Annotated in this window: 17 protein-coding genes; 8 read left to right on the top strand and 9 right to left on the bottom strand. The window is 72.1% G+C overall.

The window, feature by feature from the left end; genetic code table 11:
- The first annotated feature begins 56 nt into the window (after positions 1-56).
- A complete protein-coding gene (locus tag MUY14_RS11575; RefSeq protein ID WP_247022967.1) occupies positions 57-365 on the top strand; it encodes a DUF3040 domain-containing protein in 309 nt (102 codons plus the stop codon).
- Here the strand turns inward: MUY14_RS11575 and MUY14_RS11570 are convergent.
- Entirely contained in the window at positions 362-904 is a 543-nt protein-coding gene (locus tag MUY14_RS11570) for a malic enzyme-like NAD(P)-binding protein (protein WP_247022966.1), read from the bottom strand. The genes MUY14_RS11575 and MUY14_RS11570 overlap by 4 nt on opposite strands.
- A gap of 203 nt (positions 905-1,107) precedes the next feature.
- Between MUY14_RS11570 and MUY14_RS46850 the strand changes: the two genes are divergently transcribed.
- The gene (locus MUY14_RS46850) at positions 1,108-1,233 is read left to right on the top strand and encodes a hypothetical protein (RefSeq protein WP_281506284.1); all 126 of its coding nucleotides are present in this window, start codon (positions 1,108-1,110) and stop codon (positions 1,231-1,233) included.
- Between the two features lie 103 nt (positions 1,234-1,336).
- On the opposite strand, the gene MUY14_RS11565 is transcribed toward MUY14_RS46850, so the two are convergent.
- Entirely contained in the window at positions 1,337-1,753 is a 417-nt protein-coding gene (locus MUY14_RS11565) for a CBS domain-containing protein (protein WP_247022964.1), read from the bottom strand.
- An 84-nt stretch (positions 1,754-1,837) separates the two neighbouring features.
- Between MUY14_RS11565 and MUY14_RS11560 the strand changes: the two genes are divergently transcribed.
- The gene (locus tag MUY14_RS11560) at positions 1,838-2,464 is read left to right on the top strand and encodes a UdgX family uracil-DNA binding protein (protein ID WP_247022963.1); all 627 of its coding nucleotides are present in this window, start codon (positions 1,838-1,840) and stop codon (positions 2,462-2,464) included.
- An 11-nt stretch (positions 2,465-2,475) separates the two neighbouring features.
- On the opposite strand, the gene ligD (MUY14_RS11555) is transcribed toward MUY14_RS11560, so the two are convergent.
- From ligD (MUY14_RS11555) to MUY14_RS11540, 4 genes are all read right to left on the bottom strand, one after another.
- A complete protein-coding gene (ligD, locus tag MUY14_RS11555) occupies positions 2,476-3,339 on the bottom strand; it encodes a non-homologous end-joining DNA ligase (protein ID WP_247022962.1) in 864 nt (287 codons plus the stop codon).
- Positions 3,336-4,280 (bottom strand): non-homologous end-joining DNA ligase, encoded by a 945-nt coding sequence (gene ligD, locus MUY14_RS11550; protein WP_247022961.1) that lies wholly within the window; start codon positions 4,278-4,280, stop codon positions 3,336-3,338. The genes ligD (MUY14_RS11555) and ligD (MUY14_RS11550) overlap by 4 nt, the downstream gene beginning before the upstream one ends.
- Entirely contained in the window at positions 4,277-5,209 is a 933-nt protein-coding gene (locus MUY14_RS11545) for a Ku protein (protein ID WP_247022960.1), read from the bottom strand. Before MUY14_RS11545 ends, ligD (MUY14_RS11550) begins: the two co-directional genes overlap by 4 nt.
- 63 nt (positions 5,210-5,272) lie before the next feature.
- Positions 5,273-5,470 carry a hypothetical protein gene (locus MUY14_RS11540; protein WP_247022959.1) on the bottom strand — a complete coding sequence of 66 codons (198 nt, stop codon included), beginning with the start codon at positions 5,468-5,470 and terminating at the stop codon, positions 5,273-5,275.
- 189 nt (positions 5,471-5,659) lie between these two features.
- On the opposite strand from MUY14_RS11540, the gene MUY14_RS11535 reads away from it, so the two are divergent.
- Positions 5,660-5,869: a hypothetical protein gene (locus MUY14_RS11535; RefSeq protein ID WP_247022958.1), complete on the top strand. Its 210-nt coding sequence runs from the start codon at positions 5,660-5,662 to the stop codon at positions 5,867-5,869.
- 837 nt (positions 5,870-6,706) lie between these two features.
- Here the strand turns inward: MUY14_RS11535 and MUY14_RS11530 are convergent.
- Positions 6,707-7,438 carry an ANTAR domain-containing response regulator gene (locus MUY14_RS11530; protein WP_247025112.1) on the bottom strand — a complete coding sequence of 244 codons (732 nt, stop codon included), beginning with the start codon at positions 7,436-7,438 and terminating at the stop codon, positions 6,707-6,709.
- A 293-nt stretch (positions 7,439-7,731) separates the two neighbouring features.
- On the opposite strand from MUY14_RS11530, the gene MUY14_RS11525 reads away from it, so the two are divergent.
- On the top strand, positions 7,732-8,094 hold the full coding sequence (locus tag MUY14_RS11525) for an STAS domain-containing protein (protein ID WP_247022957.1): 363 nt from the start codon (positions 7,732-7,734) through the stop codon (positions 8,092-8,094).
- On the opposite strand, the gene MUY14_RS11520 is transcribed toward MUY14_RS11525, so the two are convergent.
- A complete protein-coding gene (locus tag MUY14_RS11520) occupies positions 8,091-9,053 on the bottom strand; it encodes a TIGR03557 family F420-dependent LLM class oxidoreductase (protein ID WP_247022956.1) in 963 nt (320 codons plus the stop codon). The genes MUY14_RS11525 and MUY14_RS11520 overlap by 4 nt on opposite strands.
- Before the next feature lie 119 nt (positions 9,054-9,172).
- Here MUY14_RS11520 and MUY14_RS11515 point away from each other — a divergent pair, with 119 nt between their 5' ends.
- From MUY14_RS11515 to MUY14_RS11505, 3 genes are all read left to right on the top strand, one after another.
- Positions 9,173-9,502, top strand: a complete 330-nt coding sequence (locus MUY14_RS11515; protein ID WP_247022955.1) for a plasmid stabilization protein — start codon at positions 9,173-9,175, stop codon at positions 9,500-9,502.
- A 77-nt stretch (positions 9,503-9,579) separates the two neighbouring features.
- Positions 9,580-10,026 carry an ATP-binding protein gene (locus tag MUY14_RS11510; RefSeq protein ID WP_247022954.1) on the top strand — a complete coding sequence of 149 codons (447 nt, stop codon included), beginning with the start codon at positions 9,580-9,582 and terminating at the stop codon, positions 10,024-10,026.
- Positions 10,023-10,814 (top strand): SigB/SigF/SigG family RNA polymerase sigma factor, encoded by a 792-nt coding sequence (locus MUY14_RS11505; protein ID WP_281506283.1) that lies wholly within the window; start codon positions 10,023-10,025, stop codon positions 10,812-10,814. Before MUY14_RS11510 ends, MUY14_RS11505 begins: the two co-directional genes overlap by 4 nt.
- 36 nt (positions 10,815-10,850) lie before the next feature.
- Here MUY14_RS11505 and MUY14_RS11500 read toward each other — a convergent pair whose 3' ends face one another.
- Positions 10,851-12,347, bottom strand: a complete 1,497-nt coding sequence (locus tag MUY14_RS11500) for a CYTH and CHAD domain-containing protein (protein WP_247022953.1) — start codon at positions 12,345-12,347, stop codon at positions 10,851-10,853.
- Positions 12,348-12,358: the final 11 nt, after the last annotated feature.

Here is a 12,358-nt window from a genome sequence, read left to right as displayed (position 1 = left end):
CGCTTCGAACGGGCCGCGAGCGGGTACCACTCCGGTAGCCGAGGCTAGGAGGACCCATGCTTCCGGAGCGAGACCACCACGCGTTGCGCGAAATCGAAGCCGAGCTGCGGGCGAGCGACCCGGCGTTCGCCGCCGCCTTCAGCGGCCGCGAGCTGCGCGGGTCCAGGCGCTTCAACCTGTTGCTGATCCTCTGCGACGTCACGGCCGTGGTCATGCTGCTCGTCGGGTTGTTCGCCAGGGACGCCGCCCTCGTGCTCTGGGGCACGGTGAGCGCCGGCGCGCTGGTCGCGTGGCACATCGCCCGCGCCGAGACGGAGCGCCAGCCCACCGAAGACGGCGCCTCCCCGACCGCGGGCGCCCACTAGTCCACAGTGGACTGGTCGGCGGCCTTCGCCGCGCCCGCCACCGCTTCGGCCATCGCGGGCACCAATCCCTCGTCGAACACGCTCGGCACGATCCGCCCCGGTGCCAGGTCCTCCCCCACGACGTCGGCCAGCGCGCGGGCCGCCGCGAGCAGCATGTGCGCGGTCACCCGCGGCGCGCCCAAGTCGAGCAGGCCGCGGAACATCGCCGGGAACGCCAGTACGTTGGTGATCTGGTTGGGGAAGTCGCTGCGGCCGGTTGAGACGATCCCCGCGTGCCGCCCGGCCGCCGCCGGGTCCGGGTTGGCCAGCGCGAACACGATGGCGCGGCCGGCCATGGCCGCCACATCCGCCGGCGCCAGGATCCCGCCGAGGAAGACGTCCGCGCCGCGCAAGGCCTCCTGAAGCGTTCCGGTGGTGCCGCCGGCGTTGGTGTTCGCCGCCGGCCAGCCCTTTTCGCCCATCAGGTCGCGGTCCTCGTGCAGGACGCCTTCGCGGTCGCAGACGATCCCGTGGGCCGGGTAGCCGGCGAGCAGCAGCAACCGACGTCCCGGCCGGGTCGCGGCCGGTCAGCTTCAGCGCGTTGTGGAGCGCCCTGAGCACGACCACCGCGGTGCCGTGCTGGTCGTCGTGGAAGACGGGGATGTCGAGCTCATCGTGCAGCCGCCGCTCGACGGTGAAGCAGCGCGGGGCGGCGATGTCTTCGAGGTTGATCGCACCGAACGAGGTCGCGAGGTCCTTCACCGTGCGGACCAGATCGTCGGGTAAGCGGCTGATCGGGCAGATCGGCCAGGCGTTGACGTCGCCGAGCCCGAGCACCGCCGGGTCGTCGGCGACCCGCTTCGCCTGGTCCGCGACGCCCGGCGGGTAGTGCTCGGCCAGGTCCGCCGGCGTGTCCAGGGCGACGCGGGTCGCCACTTCCACTTTCCCCGGCTGCGCGTCATACCCCCTCGGGTCCCCGCGCCGCGTGGCGATCAGTCGTAGGACAGCGCCTCGACCAGTTCGCCGGCGCTCGGGTTCGGCAGCGCCCGGGCCACGTCGGCCTGCGCGACGATCCCGACCAGCTCGTGCCCGTCGATCACCGGCAGCCGGCGGACGCGGTGCTCGGACATCGTGCGCAGGATCTCCGCCACGTCGTCATCGGCACCGATCGTCACGACCCCGCCCCCCGCCAGCTCGCCGACGTGCAGCGCCCGCGGGTCCTTGCCCTCGGCCAGCACCTTCACGAAGATGTCACGGTCGGCGATCATGCCCTTCAGCCGGTCGTCCTCACCGCAGCTCGGCAGCGCGCCGACTCCCTTGCGGGCCGGGGTGACCGCGGCGTCGTGCACGGTGTCCGACTCGCGGGCGCAGGTCGCGTCCGGAGTCATGATGTCGCGTGCGGTGGTCATCGTGAACTCCTTCCATCCGGTTAGCCGGCGGCTACCCGGGGTCGCCGGGTTTACTCGGCGCGGCGAACGGGAATCTCCCGCCCCATGCCGGATCACCGCCGCGCCGAGCCGCCGGACACCACCGATCTCGCCCGGTTGAGGTCGGCGGCGTCCGGCTGCGAAGGGTGCTCGCTGTATCAGGACGCCACGCAGACGGTCTTCGGTGCAGGCTCGGCCGGGGCGAAGGTCCTCGTCGTCGGAGAACAGCCCGGTGACAAGGAAGACGTGGCGGGTGAGCCGTTCGTCGGCCCCGCCGGGAAGCTCCTGGACCGCGCGTTCGAGGAAGCGGGCTTCGACCGGCGGTCGCTGTACGTGACCAACGCGGTCAAGCACTTCAAGTTCAAGCGCGAGGGGAAGCGCCGGATCCACCGGAAGCCGGGCCGCACCGAGGTCGTCGCCTGCCGCCCGTGGCTGCTGGCGGAACTGCGAGCGGTCCGCCCGGACCTGGTGCTGCTGCTGGGCGCGACGGCCGCGCAGTCGTTGCTGGGCACCGAGTTCCGGCTCACCCAGCACCGCGGGGAGCCGGTCGAGCCGCCGGAGGACCTGGCCGACCTGGTGCCGTCCGCGGTGGCGACGGTGCACCCGTCGGCGGTGTTGCGGGCACCGGACCGGGACGAAGCGTACGCGGCTTTCGTGGCGGACCTGAAGGCGGCGGGCAAGCTGCTCGGCTGAGCCGCGCGCCCTCAGTCCAGCTGCTTCAGCGCCGCCTCGGCCGACCCCGCGTGCCGGTCCAGGTCGCGCCACGGGTCGTCCTTGCGGGCCAGCCGCTGCTTCTCCTTCGCCAGGCTCCAGCCGGCCGGTTCGGCCTTGCCGAGTTCCCGCCAGTCCAGCGGTGTCGCCGCCGCCGCACCGGGGCGGGCCCGCAGCGAATACGGCGCCACGAACGTCTGCGCGTAGCCGTTGCGGTTGGCGTCCAGGAAGATCCGGTCGCCGCGCTTTTCCTTGCGCTGGGCCGTGGTCAGCCGGTCCGGATCGGTCTCCGCCACGCGGTCGGCGAGCGCGCGGGACAGCTCCAGCACGACCTCCGTGTCCGTCTTCGCGTCCAGCGGTGCGAGCACGTGGAAGCCGCGGCCGCCGGTGGCCTGGACGAACGCCGTCAACCCGACGCGCTCGTACTGGTCGCGGATGCGCCGGGCGACCGCGCGCAGCTCGGCGACGGGGGTGCCGTCCGGCGGGTCGAGGTCCAGCACCAAGCGGTCCGGCCGCCCGGGCGCGTCCACAGTGGACAGCCAGACGTGGAACTCCACCGTTCCCTGGTCCGCCAGGTACTCCAGCGTTTCGGCGTCGTCGCACACCACGTAGTCGTCGGTGCCGCCGCCGCTGCGGGGAACGCTCTCGACGCGGATCGAGTCCGGGAAGTGCTCGCCCGGGTGCTTCTGGAACCAGCCCTGCTTCGCGATGCCGTCGGGGAAGCGCCGCAAGGTCAGCGGGCGGCCGCGCAGGTGCGGCACCATGACGTCCGCGACGGTCCGGTAGTACTCGGCGACGTCGCCCTTGGTCACGCCATCGGCCGGGTAGAACACCTTGTCCGCGTGCGAAATCTTCATGCCCGCTCCCGTACGACGTCGCCGGCCTTCTTGTCTTCGCGCAGCCCGGCGAACCGCGGGTGCCGCAGCCGCCCGTCGCGCGTCCATTCCGAGAAGTCGATCTGCGCCACCAGGTCCGGCCGGACCCAGTGCGCGCCGCGCTCCCCCACCGCGCCGGCGAACGGCGAGTCCGGCGTCTCCCGCTTCCGCAACCGCGCGTGCAGCGACGTCAGCAGCTCGTCGTCGAAGCCGGTGCCGACCTTGCCGGCGTACTTCAGGCCGCCGTCTTCGTGGTAGCCGAGCAGGAGCGCGCCGAAGCCGTGCCGCGAGCCCTGCGGGTCGGTGAAGCCGCCGATGACGAGCTCCTGGCCCTGCGCGCACTTGAACTTCAGCCAGTCGGGTGACCGCCCGTGGTGGTAGGGCGCGTCGGCCCGCTTGGCGACGACGCCTTCCCACCCGCGTCGGCAAGCCTCTTCGAAGAACTTCTCGCCCTCGGTGTTCCGGTGCGACGACAGCCGCAGCGGGCCCTCGAAGCCGAACGCGTCCCGCAGCAGCGCCTTCCGCTGCCGCAGTGGCAGGCCGGTCGTGTCCTGGTCGTCGAAGTACAGCAGGTCGAAGAGGTAGTAGTAAACGCGCACGCCGGTCGCGCGGGCACGGTCCGGGTCGCTCACGTGGATCCGCGGCTGGAGCGCGGCGAAACTCGTGTTCGCGCCGTCGAACGCCACGATCTCGCCGTCGGCGACGAACCGCGGGCCGCCCTGGGCCGCCAGCGCCTCGACGATCTCGGGGTAGGCGTTGTCCATCACCTTGTGGTTGCGCGAGTACAGCGTCGGCGGGCCACCGTCGCGGACGCAGATCGCGCGGACGCCGTCCAGCTTGCGCTCGAAGATCCAGTCCGCGTCGGAGAACCGGCGGCCGGTGAGCGTGGCCAGGGTGGGCTCGCGCCAGCCGGGTCCGGTCACGAGGCCTTCAGCGCCTTCTCCAGCTGGGCGCGCGTCATCTTCGACCGGCCCTTGACGCCCTGCTCGCGGGCGAGCTTGTCCAGGTCCGCTTTGGACAATTCGGCGAGGCCCTTCCGGGTCGGCTTCTTGCGGTTCTTCGCCTCGGCCGGCTTCTTGCGGTTCTTCACGCTGCGCGAGAGCGCCTCGAACAGGTCGACGACGTCGGCCGACGGTTCCGGCTCTTCCTCGTGCGTGATCTCCTTGCCGGCTTTCTTGGCCTTGATCAGCTTTTCGACGCGCTGGGAGTACTCGTCGCGGAAGTCCTCGGGCTTCCAGGGCGCGGTCATCTCGTCGACCAGCGCGAGCGCCATGTCGAGCTCCTTCGGCCGCGGCTTCGGGAGCTTGGGCAGCTCGCCCATGACGTCCTTCGGCTTCCGCAGGTCCGCGACGAAGTGCAGGGTGTTGAGGACCATGACGCCCTCGCCGGCGCGGACTGCCGCGAGGTATTCCTTGCCGCGCAGCACGAACTTCGCGACGCCGGCCTTCTCGCTGCGGTCCATGGCTTGCAGCAGCAGGCCGTACGCCTTCGCGAAGTCGTCCTTCGCCGGCTTGAGCCAGTACGTCTTGTCGAAGAACCACGGGTCGATGTCGTCGAGCTCGACGAACTGCTCGATGTCGATCCGGCGGGACCGTTCGGGCGCGATTTCGTCCAGCTCGTCCGGCTCGACGAGCACGTGGTCGCCGCCGCCGAGCTCGTAGCCCTTGACGATCTCGTCCCGGTCGACCTCGTCGCCGGTCCGCTCGTTGACGCGGCGGTTGCGGATCCGGTCCGACGTGCCGCGTTCGAACTGGTGGAAGTGGATCGTGTGGTCCGCCACCGCGGGGTACAGCTCGACGGGGACGGTGACCAGCCCCAGGCTCAGCGCGCCGCTCCACACCGGTCTCGCCATGTCGACCTCCTCACGGGCAGCGATACCCGTCCGGCGGCCGCCCGAAACTCAGCGTGACGGCGCTCAGGCGACTTCGCTGGCGCGCCCGCCACCGCGGTGCAGGCCGAGCATCTCCAGCAGCTGGGCGCAGTCCTCCGGATCCTTGGCCTGCGCGGCCACCGCCAGCGCCGCCTTGTGCCGGGTGCGCTCCTGCTGCGGGGAGTCACCGCCCTCCAGCAGGAGGTCGGCCACCGGTCGCAGGTCGTTCCGCTTGTCTCGCATCTCCGCTCCCCTCCGGGCATCCGCCGGTGCGTCTTCACCGGCCGGTTACCCCGGATCACTCCCTGAAACACAGGAGGCGCCGGCACGCCCTCCGGAGACACCGAACGTTGCGCCGAACGAGTGAAATCGCCCGGCTCAGGCCCAGGAGACGGCAAGGTAGGTGAGACCCACGTCACATCAGGAGGCCGGATGGGCACCCAGATCCGCATCAGCCGCGAAGGCGGCTCACTCCCCTGCGAGGTCTGCGGCTTCCCGACGATGCACGTGGCGCAGGTGGTCGCGGACGACGGCACGGTGCTCGGCCGGACGCTGGTGTGCACGACGTGCCAGCTGGGCCGGGGCCGGCAGGAGCAGGCGGTGGAGCCGGACGCGCCGCCGGACGAGGTACCGGCGGGGTGAGTGTGCCGCGGCGGGGACTACACGCTGTGGGCTCGGTCGGCGGGCGTAGGGTCCCCGGCGACTCGGTGCCGAACAGCTACCGGCGGTGACCGCTTGGCTGCCGCGGACCGCGGGCGTACGGCGCAGCGAGGCCGCGGGAACAGACCCGCGCCTGCCTGGGGTGCGGCAGACTGGGCATCCACCTCAGCCGGGCACCACCGCCCGCCGGGTCGCCGGGTCGGCCCCAGGCGACCGGGACCGCCGCCGCCCGCCGGCTACAGCCCCCGCGCCCGCCCGAAGCGCCGCAACCCGCGGGAACCCCGCGCCCGCCTGAAGCGCGCAAACTCGGCATCAACCCCACCCAGGCAGCACCACCCGCTGGCTCGCCGGGAACGTCGGCCCCGCCCGGCCGGAATCGCCGCCGCCCGCCGGGTCGCCCCACCCGGCCGGAATCGCCGCAGCCCGCAGGACACAGCCCCGTGCCCGCCTGAATCGCAGCAACCTCGTCATCCACCCACCCAGGCGGCACCGCCCGCCGGCTCGCCGGGGAACGTCGGCCCCGCCCGGCCGGAATTGCCGCAGCCCGCCGGACACAGCCTCCGCGCCCGCCCGAAGCGCCGCTACTCGCCATCCACCTCACTCAGGCAGCACCGCCCGCCGGGTCGGCCCCACACGGCCGGAATCGCCGCTCGCCGGAACAACTCTGCGCCCGTCCGGGGCGCCGCAAACTCGGCATCCACCCAACCAGGCAGCGCCACCCACCGGTTGCCACCACACACGACCGCCGCCGCCCGCCGGACCGCAACTTCCGTCCCGCCGAACACCGGCCGCCACCGAACCACGACCGCCGCGCGGCACTCAAGCCGTCGTCGTTGCCACCGCTGCCACGAACTCCGCCGCCACCTCGTGCAGCTTGCGGTTCCCGTCCTGCGACCTTTTCACCAGCCGCTGGAACGCTTCCTCCGCGGTGATCCGGTGCGCCGCCATCAAGATCCCCTTCGCCTGGTCGATCACCGCTCGCGTCTCGAGTGCCCGGTTGAGCTGGTCCGCCAGCTCCCGGCCCGCGAAGTACCGGCGCGCGCTGCGCAAGCCGAACACCACCGTCGCCGTGTACAGCTCCAGGATCTTCGTGCCCAGCTCGCTGAAACCGTGCTCGCCGAAGCCGAAGAGGTTGACCGCGCCGGACATGTCCTCGTCCACCGTCAGCGGGGCCGCCAGAAAACTCGCCACGCCCAGCTGCTCCGCCGACGTCACGAACTGGGGCCACAGATCACCCACCGCGCCGACACCCACCCGGACCGGCTGGCCGGTCTCCGCCGCGCGCAGGCACGGGCCGTCGCCGATGCGGTACTGCTCGCGGTCGAAGTTGACCGCTCGCTGATCGGTGCTGGCCACCGTTTCCGGTACGCCGTCGCGCACCAGGGTGATGCTCGCCATGTCGGCTCCCGGCACCACGTGCACCACGTTGTCGCACACCGCCTGCAACATCTGGCCGAGGTCGAGCTCGGTGTCCAGCATCGCGGTCAGCGATTCCATCGCGACCGTGACTTCGTCCAGCCGCGCGGTGAGCTGCTCGTGGCCGCCCGTCATCTGGTCGACGCCCCTCATCCTTTGTTCAGGGCGCTCAAGACCAGGGAGGACCCGGGCGCGCGCCACTAGTGGGCCGCTAGCGCTTTAACGGGTCCAGCGCGAGATTACTGCATCACGATCAGCGCGGGCACGAGCGGTCACCGCCTCGGCGCGGCACGCGCCCGTTCGGAGCAACGGCGGTTGCGGGCCGCTCACACCTGGTCAAGGCTTCGGGAGACGGTTCAACCAGCAGCCGGCCCCGAACCCCTTCGAGGGCGCGGCGCCCGGCCGCGCCAGGACGGCGGCGAACCGCGATGAACGCTTCCCGAGCCCGATGTCCCGCCCTGCGGCTGCGCACCACGTGGCCCGCCCCGCACACCGTCCGCGTCACCGTGCGCGGCGAACTCGACAGCGCGACCGCCGGCGACTTGGGCGCCCTGCTCACCGACCGGCTGTGGGCGGCGCCGGAGCAGCTCGCCGTCGACCTGTCCGAAGTGGACTTCCTCGGTGTCGCGGGTGTGCGGGTGCTGCTCCACGCCGCGCTCGAGGCCGAGCAGCGCGGCGCCGAGCTGCTCGTCGTCACCGGGACCAGCCCGGCGGTCCGCCGCGCCCTGCGGGTGACGGGCGCGGACCGGCGGCTCACCGAGGCCGGACCCGCGCCCGAGCCCGCTCGCTAGCCGCGCAGCGCCGGCAGCAGCTCCTTCTCGGCGAAGTCGAGGAAGCCCTCCTGCTGGTCACCGCCGATCTGGACGAGCGCCACGTCGGTGAAGCCCGCCTTCTCGAACTCGCGGACGCCTTCGACGATCGGTTCCACGTCCGGGCCGCACGCGATCGAGCCGGCGACGTCCTCCTCGCGGATGAACTGCGTCGCCCCGGCGAACCCGGCCGGCCCGGGCAGCTCGGCGTTGACCTTCCAGCCGCCGGCGAACCAGCGGAACTGCTCGTGCGCGCGCTTCACCGCGGCCTCGCGGTCGGCACCCCACGAGATCGGCAGCTGCGCGATCTTGCGGGTCGGCGGCCCGAGCCGGGTCGCGTCCCACTCCCGCGACAGCTCCACCTTCGGCTCGACGGCGATCATCGCGTCGGCGACCGGGGCGAACCGGCGGACCGACTGCGAGCCGGACACGGCGATGGCGACCGGCGTCCGCTTCTCCGGCAGGTCCCACAGTTTCGCGGAGTCGACGCGGAAGTGCTTGCCCTCGTAGTCGAAGTGGCCGCCGTCGAACAGGCCGCCGATGATCTGGACGGCCTCGGCGAGCATGTCGTGCCGGACGTTGGCCGGCGGCCAGCCGCGGCCGACGACGTGCTCGTTGAGGTTCTCGCCGGCGCCGAGCCCGAGGGTGAACCGGCCGGCCGAGAGCGCCTGCACGGTCGCCGCCTTCTGCGCCACCACGGCCGGGTGGTACCGCATGATCGGGCAGGTCACGTAGGTCATCAGCTCGACGCGCTCGGTGCTCTGGGTGACCGCGCCCAGCACGCTCCACGCGTAGGGCGCGTGCCCCTGCTCGGCCAGCCAGGGCGAGTAGTGGTCGCTCATCACCTCGAAGTCGAAGCCGGCCGCTTCCGCACCGGCGGCGAACCGGACCAGTTCGTTCGGCCCGGTCTGCTCGGTCATCAGGGTGTAGCCGATCCGCATCGGCGCCTCCTCTCGGTCAGCCCGTCGCGTACCCGGCCGATGCGGTGGGTAACCACGCGAAGACGACGTTTACCCGGTGATCACCCGGGTACCCGTCTCGCGCCAGGAAGGGAGCTGCCATGCCTCAGTCGTGGAGCGGCAAGCGTGAACGCCAGTACGAGCACATCAAGGACTCGGCCGAGGACCGCGGCGTGAGCACCGGGCGGGCCAAGGAAATCGCGGCCCGCACCGTGAACAAGAACCGCGCGCAGTCGGGTGAGTCCCGGGAAGCCAGCCGGACCTCGATCGAGGACAAGTCCCCGCAGCAGCGCGGCGGCGAGCGTTCCGGCAACCGCAAGGGCCCCGGCGGCCCCACGAAGGACCAGTTGTACAACGAAGCCAAGAAGAAGAACATCGACGGCCGCTCGAAGATGACCAAGAAGGAACTCGAACGGGCGCTCGGCCGGTGACGTCGAGCCCGATGGACAACTCCGAAACCCCTGAACAGCAAGTGTCGGCATTCGCCCGGATGGGTAGTACCTCCAGCATGGAAGAAACACGAAGTGGCTCGTTCGGCGGTAAACCCACCGTCGACGAGATGCTCGACGAGCTCGTCGAGCTGCGGCTCCCCGCCATGGCGGAGCAGATCCCCCTGGTACGCATGCTCACGCACGGCGTCGTCTCGCGCGCGGACTTCGGCTTGGACGCGATCGCCGACGCGAAGATGGCGGTCGACGAGGCGTGCGCCCAGCTGGTCCAGCTCGCCGAGCTCGGCTCGCAGCTGCACTGCCGCTTCCGGCTCGCGATCGACGGGCTGCACGTCGTCGTTTCGACCCGGTCGAGCGACCCGCGCCCGCCGAGCGACCGCACGTTCGGCTGGCACGTCCTGACCACCCTCAGCCGATCGGTGACCGCGCACTGCGACGTCCTTCCCGGAGGAGGCGCGGGGATCGTCACGATCGAGCTGGTGCTGAACCCGGGAACGAGCGCGTGAGCGCCGAACGCAAAACCGTGCTCCACCGCCCGGATGAATACGCCCACTGCGAGCCGCTGTTCGACGAGCTGGGCCGCCTCGAGGCGGACGACCCGCGGCGGGACGTGGTCCGAAGCAAACTGGTCACCGAGCTGCTGCCGCTCGCCGAGCACATCGCGACGCGGTTCTCCGGCCGCGGCGAGCCCCGGGAAGACCTCGTCCAGGTGGCGCGGATCGGCCTGATCAACGCCGTCGACCGGTTCGACCCCACCCGTGGGCACGACTTCCTGTCCTTCGCGGTGCCGACGATCATGGGCGAGGTGCGGCGGCACTTCCGCGACACCGGCTGGTCCGTGCGCGTCCCCCGTCGGCTCAAGGAACTGCACCTGTCGCTGAGCCAGGGCTCGGCGACGCTCTCGCAGCGCCTGGGCCGCGCCCCGACGCCGACCGAGCTGGCCGAGCACCTCAACCTGGACGTCGACGAAGTCCGCGAGGGCCTGATGGCGGGCAACGCGTACCAGGCGCTCTCGGTCGACAAGCCCGTCCACGACGACGCCGAGGCGCTGTCGCTGGCGGACACGATGGGGGAACCGGACCACGAGATGGCCATGGTGGAGAACCACGAGGCCCTCCAGCCGCTCCTGCAGGAACTGCCCAAGCGCGAGCGCGCGATCCTGGTCATGCGGTTCTTCGGCGGGTTGACCCAGACCCAGATCGCCGACCGCGTCGGGATCTCGCAGATGCACGTCTCGCGCCTGCTGTCGCAGACCCTCGAGCAGCTGCGCGGCAAGCTGACCGGCGAAGGCTGAGCCCGTCCCGGCCGAGCCGGCCGGGACGGGACGCGGTCAGCCCTTCCGGAGCCGCCGCCACTCCGCCGCGAACCGCTTGCGCAGCTTCTCCGCCCGCTCGGCGTCCTGGGCGTGCAGCACCCCGAAGGTGAACGTGTTCTGGCCCTCGCCGTGCCCGGCGATCGCGAGGTGGCGCAGGACCTCCCGGCCGACCACGGTGTCCTGGTGCGCACCGAGCGTCTGCTGCACCGCCTTGACGTTCCGGCGCCACTTCTTCACCTTCTTGCCCGACACCGGCTTCACGGTGTCGGCGGCGTAGCGGGCCCGCTTCGCCTTCTTCCGGACGTCGTGCAGGGCGTGCTCCAGGTGCTCGTCCGCCAGGCCGTGGGTGGCCGCCTCGGCGCGGGTCAGCTTCCGGGCCGCCTTGCGCAGCGGCTTGCGCAGTCCGGCCTTCGCGGGCTTGCGCGCCTTCGCGGTCCACGGCGGGTCCGTGACCACCGCGTCCAGCTCCCGCAGGAGCGCGAGGTAGCGCTTGCCGGTCAGCGCCGTCACCGCCCGCGTGCGCGCCTCCTCCGCCTCGCGGGCGAAGTAGCGGGTGAGGAACTGGCGCAGCGGCCCGAGCACCAGCTCCGGCGGTACGTCGCCGAGCCGCTCACGCAGCCGCTCCTCGGTGACCTCGGTGTCCCGGGCCGGGGCCAGCTGCCGTCCGAGCCACTGCAGCTCGGCCGCCAGGCCCGCGGTCTTATTTTGGTCGAGGAGCGAGCCGAAGCTGCGAAGCGTGCTCCGCAGCTTCCTGGCCGCGACGCGCATCTGGTGCACGGAATCGTCGACGTCGAGGCGCACCCCGACGTCCGCGCGGCGCAGTGCGGCCGAGTGCGCGCGCAGCGAGGCCAGCACGACGTCACCTGCCGACGGCTTCTTGCCCGGGCACGGCGTCGCCGGGACGCGGTCGCCTACCAGGCGGCGCAGCTTCGAGGGCCACGGCGAGGCCGAGGCGCCGGCGTCGGCCAGCGCGTGGTCGAACTCCTCGAGCAGGCCCGGTTCGGTGTCCGGGTCGAGCTCCAGTTCCAGTTCGCGCCACTCGTCGAGGTGCGCGGCCGTCCCGCCCGCCTCGCCGGTCACGTGGTCGTCGGTGAGGGTGGCGATCGTGCGGCCGTCTTCGGCGGCCAGCCGGTGGGCGAACCGGTCGGTGCGCAGGTGCGCGATCGGCACCAGCTTCTCCCCCAGCGTGTACGCCCGCACCAGGCGGCGGAGCCGGCCCGGCACCTTCCGGGCGTCGCCGCCCAGCGGCAGCTGGATCTCCTGCCGTTCGTCGGCCGAGACCGGCAGCTTGAGGTGCCAGCCGGCGTCGTGCCCGCCGACGCGCCGCCGCAGCGTGATGCCGGCGGCCGCCAGCCGGAAGGTCTCCGTGTCGTAGTAGGAAGCGTCGAGGATCTGCTCGACCGGATCGTCCTGCGCCGCGACGCCGGCCACGCCGATCAGCCGGGGCACGCCGCTGCCCGCGGCGATCTCGTACTTGCGTTCGCGCTCGATCACCGTCGACGGCGGTGCCATGGTCGTCCTCC

Origin of the sequence: Amycolatopsis sp. FBCC-B4732 (assembly GCF_023008405.1) — a bacterium.
Lineage (GTDB): Bacteria > Actinomycetota > Actinomycetes > Mycobacteriales > Pseudonocardiaceae > Amycolatopsis > Amycolatopsis pretoriensis_A.
Note: the sequence above shows the minus strand (reverse complement) of the source record. Positions and strands in the feature narration are given on the sequence as shown.

Bases quoted from the DNA above. Each gene is read 5' to 3' on its own strand.
- MUY14_RS11575 (WP_247022967.1), top strand. From the start codon at position 57: ATGCTTCCGGAGCGAGACCACCACGCGTTGCGCGAAATCGAAGCCGAG.
- MUY14_RS11565 (WP_247022964.1), bottom strand. From the start codon at position 1,753: ATGACCACCGCACGCGACATCATGACTCCGGACGCGACCTGCGCCCGC.
- MUY14_RS11560 (WP_247022963.1), top strand. From the start codon at position 1,838: ATGCCGGATCACCGCCGCGCCGAGCCGCCGGACACCACCGATCTCGCC.
- ligD (WP_247022962.1), bottom strand. From the start codon at position 3,339: ATGAAGATTTCGCACGCGGACAAGGTGTTCTACCCGGCCGATGGCGTG.
- MUY14_RS11545 (WP_247022960.1), bottom strand. From the start codon at position 5,209: ATGGCGAGACCGGTGTGGAGCGGCGCGCTGAGCCTGGGGCTGGTCACC.
- MUY14_RS11540 (WP_247022959.1), bottom strand. From the start codon at position 5,470: ATGCGAGACAAGCGGAACGACCTGCGACCGGTGGCCGACCTCCTGCTG.
- MUY14_RS11535 (WP_247022958.1), top strand. From the start codon at position 5,660: ATGGGCACCCAGATCCGCATCAGCCGCGAAGGCGGCTCACTCCCCTGC.
- MUY14_RS11530 (WP_247025112.1), bottom strand. From the start codon at position 7,438: ATGACGGGCGGCCACGAGCAGCTCACCGCGCGGCTGGACGAAGTCACG.
- MUY14_RS11525 (WP_247022957.1), top strand. From the start codon at position 7,732: ATGAACGCTTCCCGAGCCCGATGTCCCGCCCTGCGGCTGCGCACCACG.
- MUY14_RS11520 (WP_247022956.1), bottom strand. From the start codon at position 9,053: ATGCGGATCGGCTACACCCTGATGACCGAGCAGACCGGGCCGAACGAA.
- MUY14_RS11515 (WP_247022955.1), top strand. From the start codon at position 9,173: ATGCCTCAGTCGTGGAGCGGCAAGCGTGAACGCCAGTACGAGCACATC.
- MUY14_RS11510 (WP_247022954.1), top strand. From the start codon at position 9,580: ATGGAAGAAACACGAAGTGGCTCGTTCGGCGGTAAACCCACCGTCGAC.
- MUY14_RS11500 (WP_247022953.1), bottom strand. From the start codon at position 12,347: ATGGCACCGCCGTCGACGGTGATCGAGCGCGAACGCAAGTACGAGATC.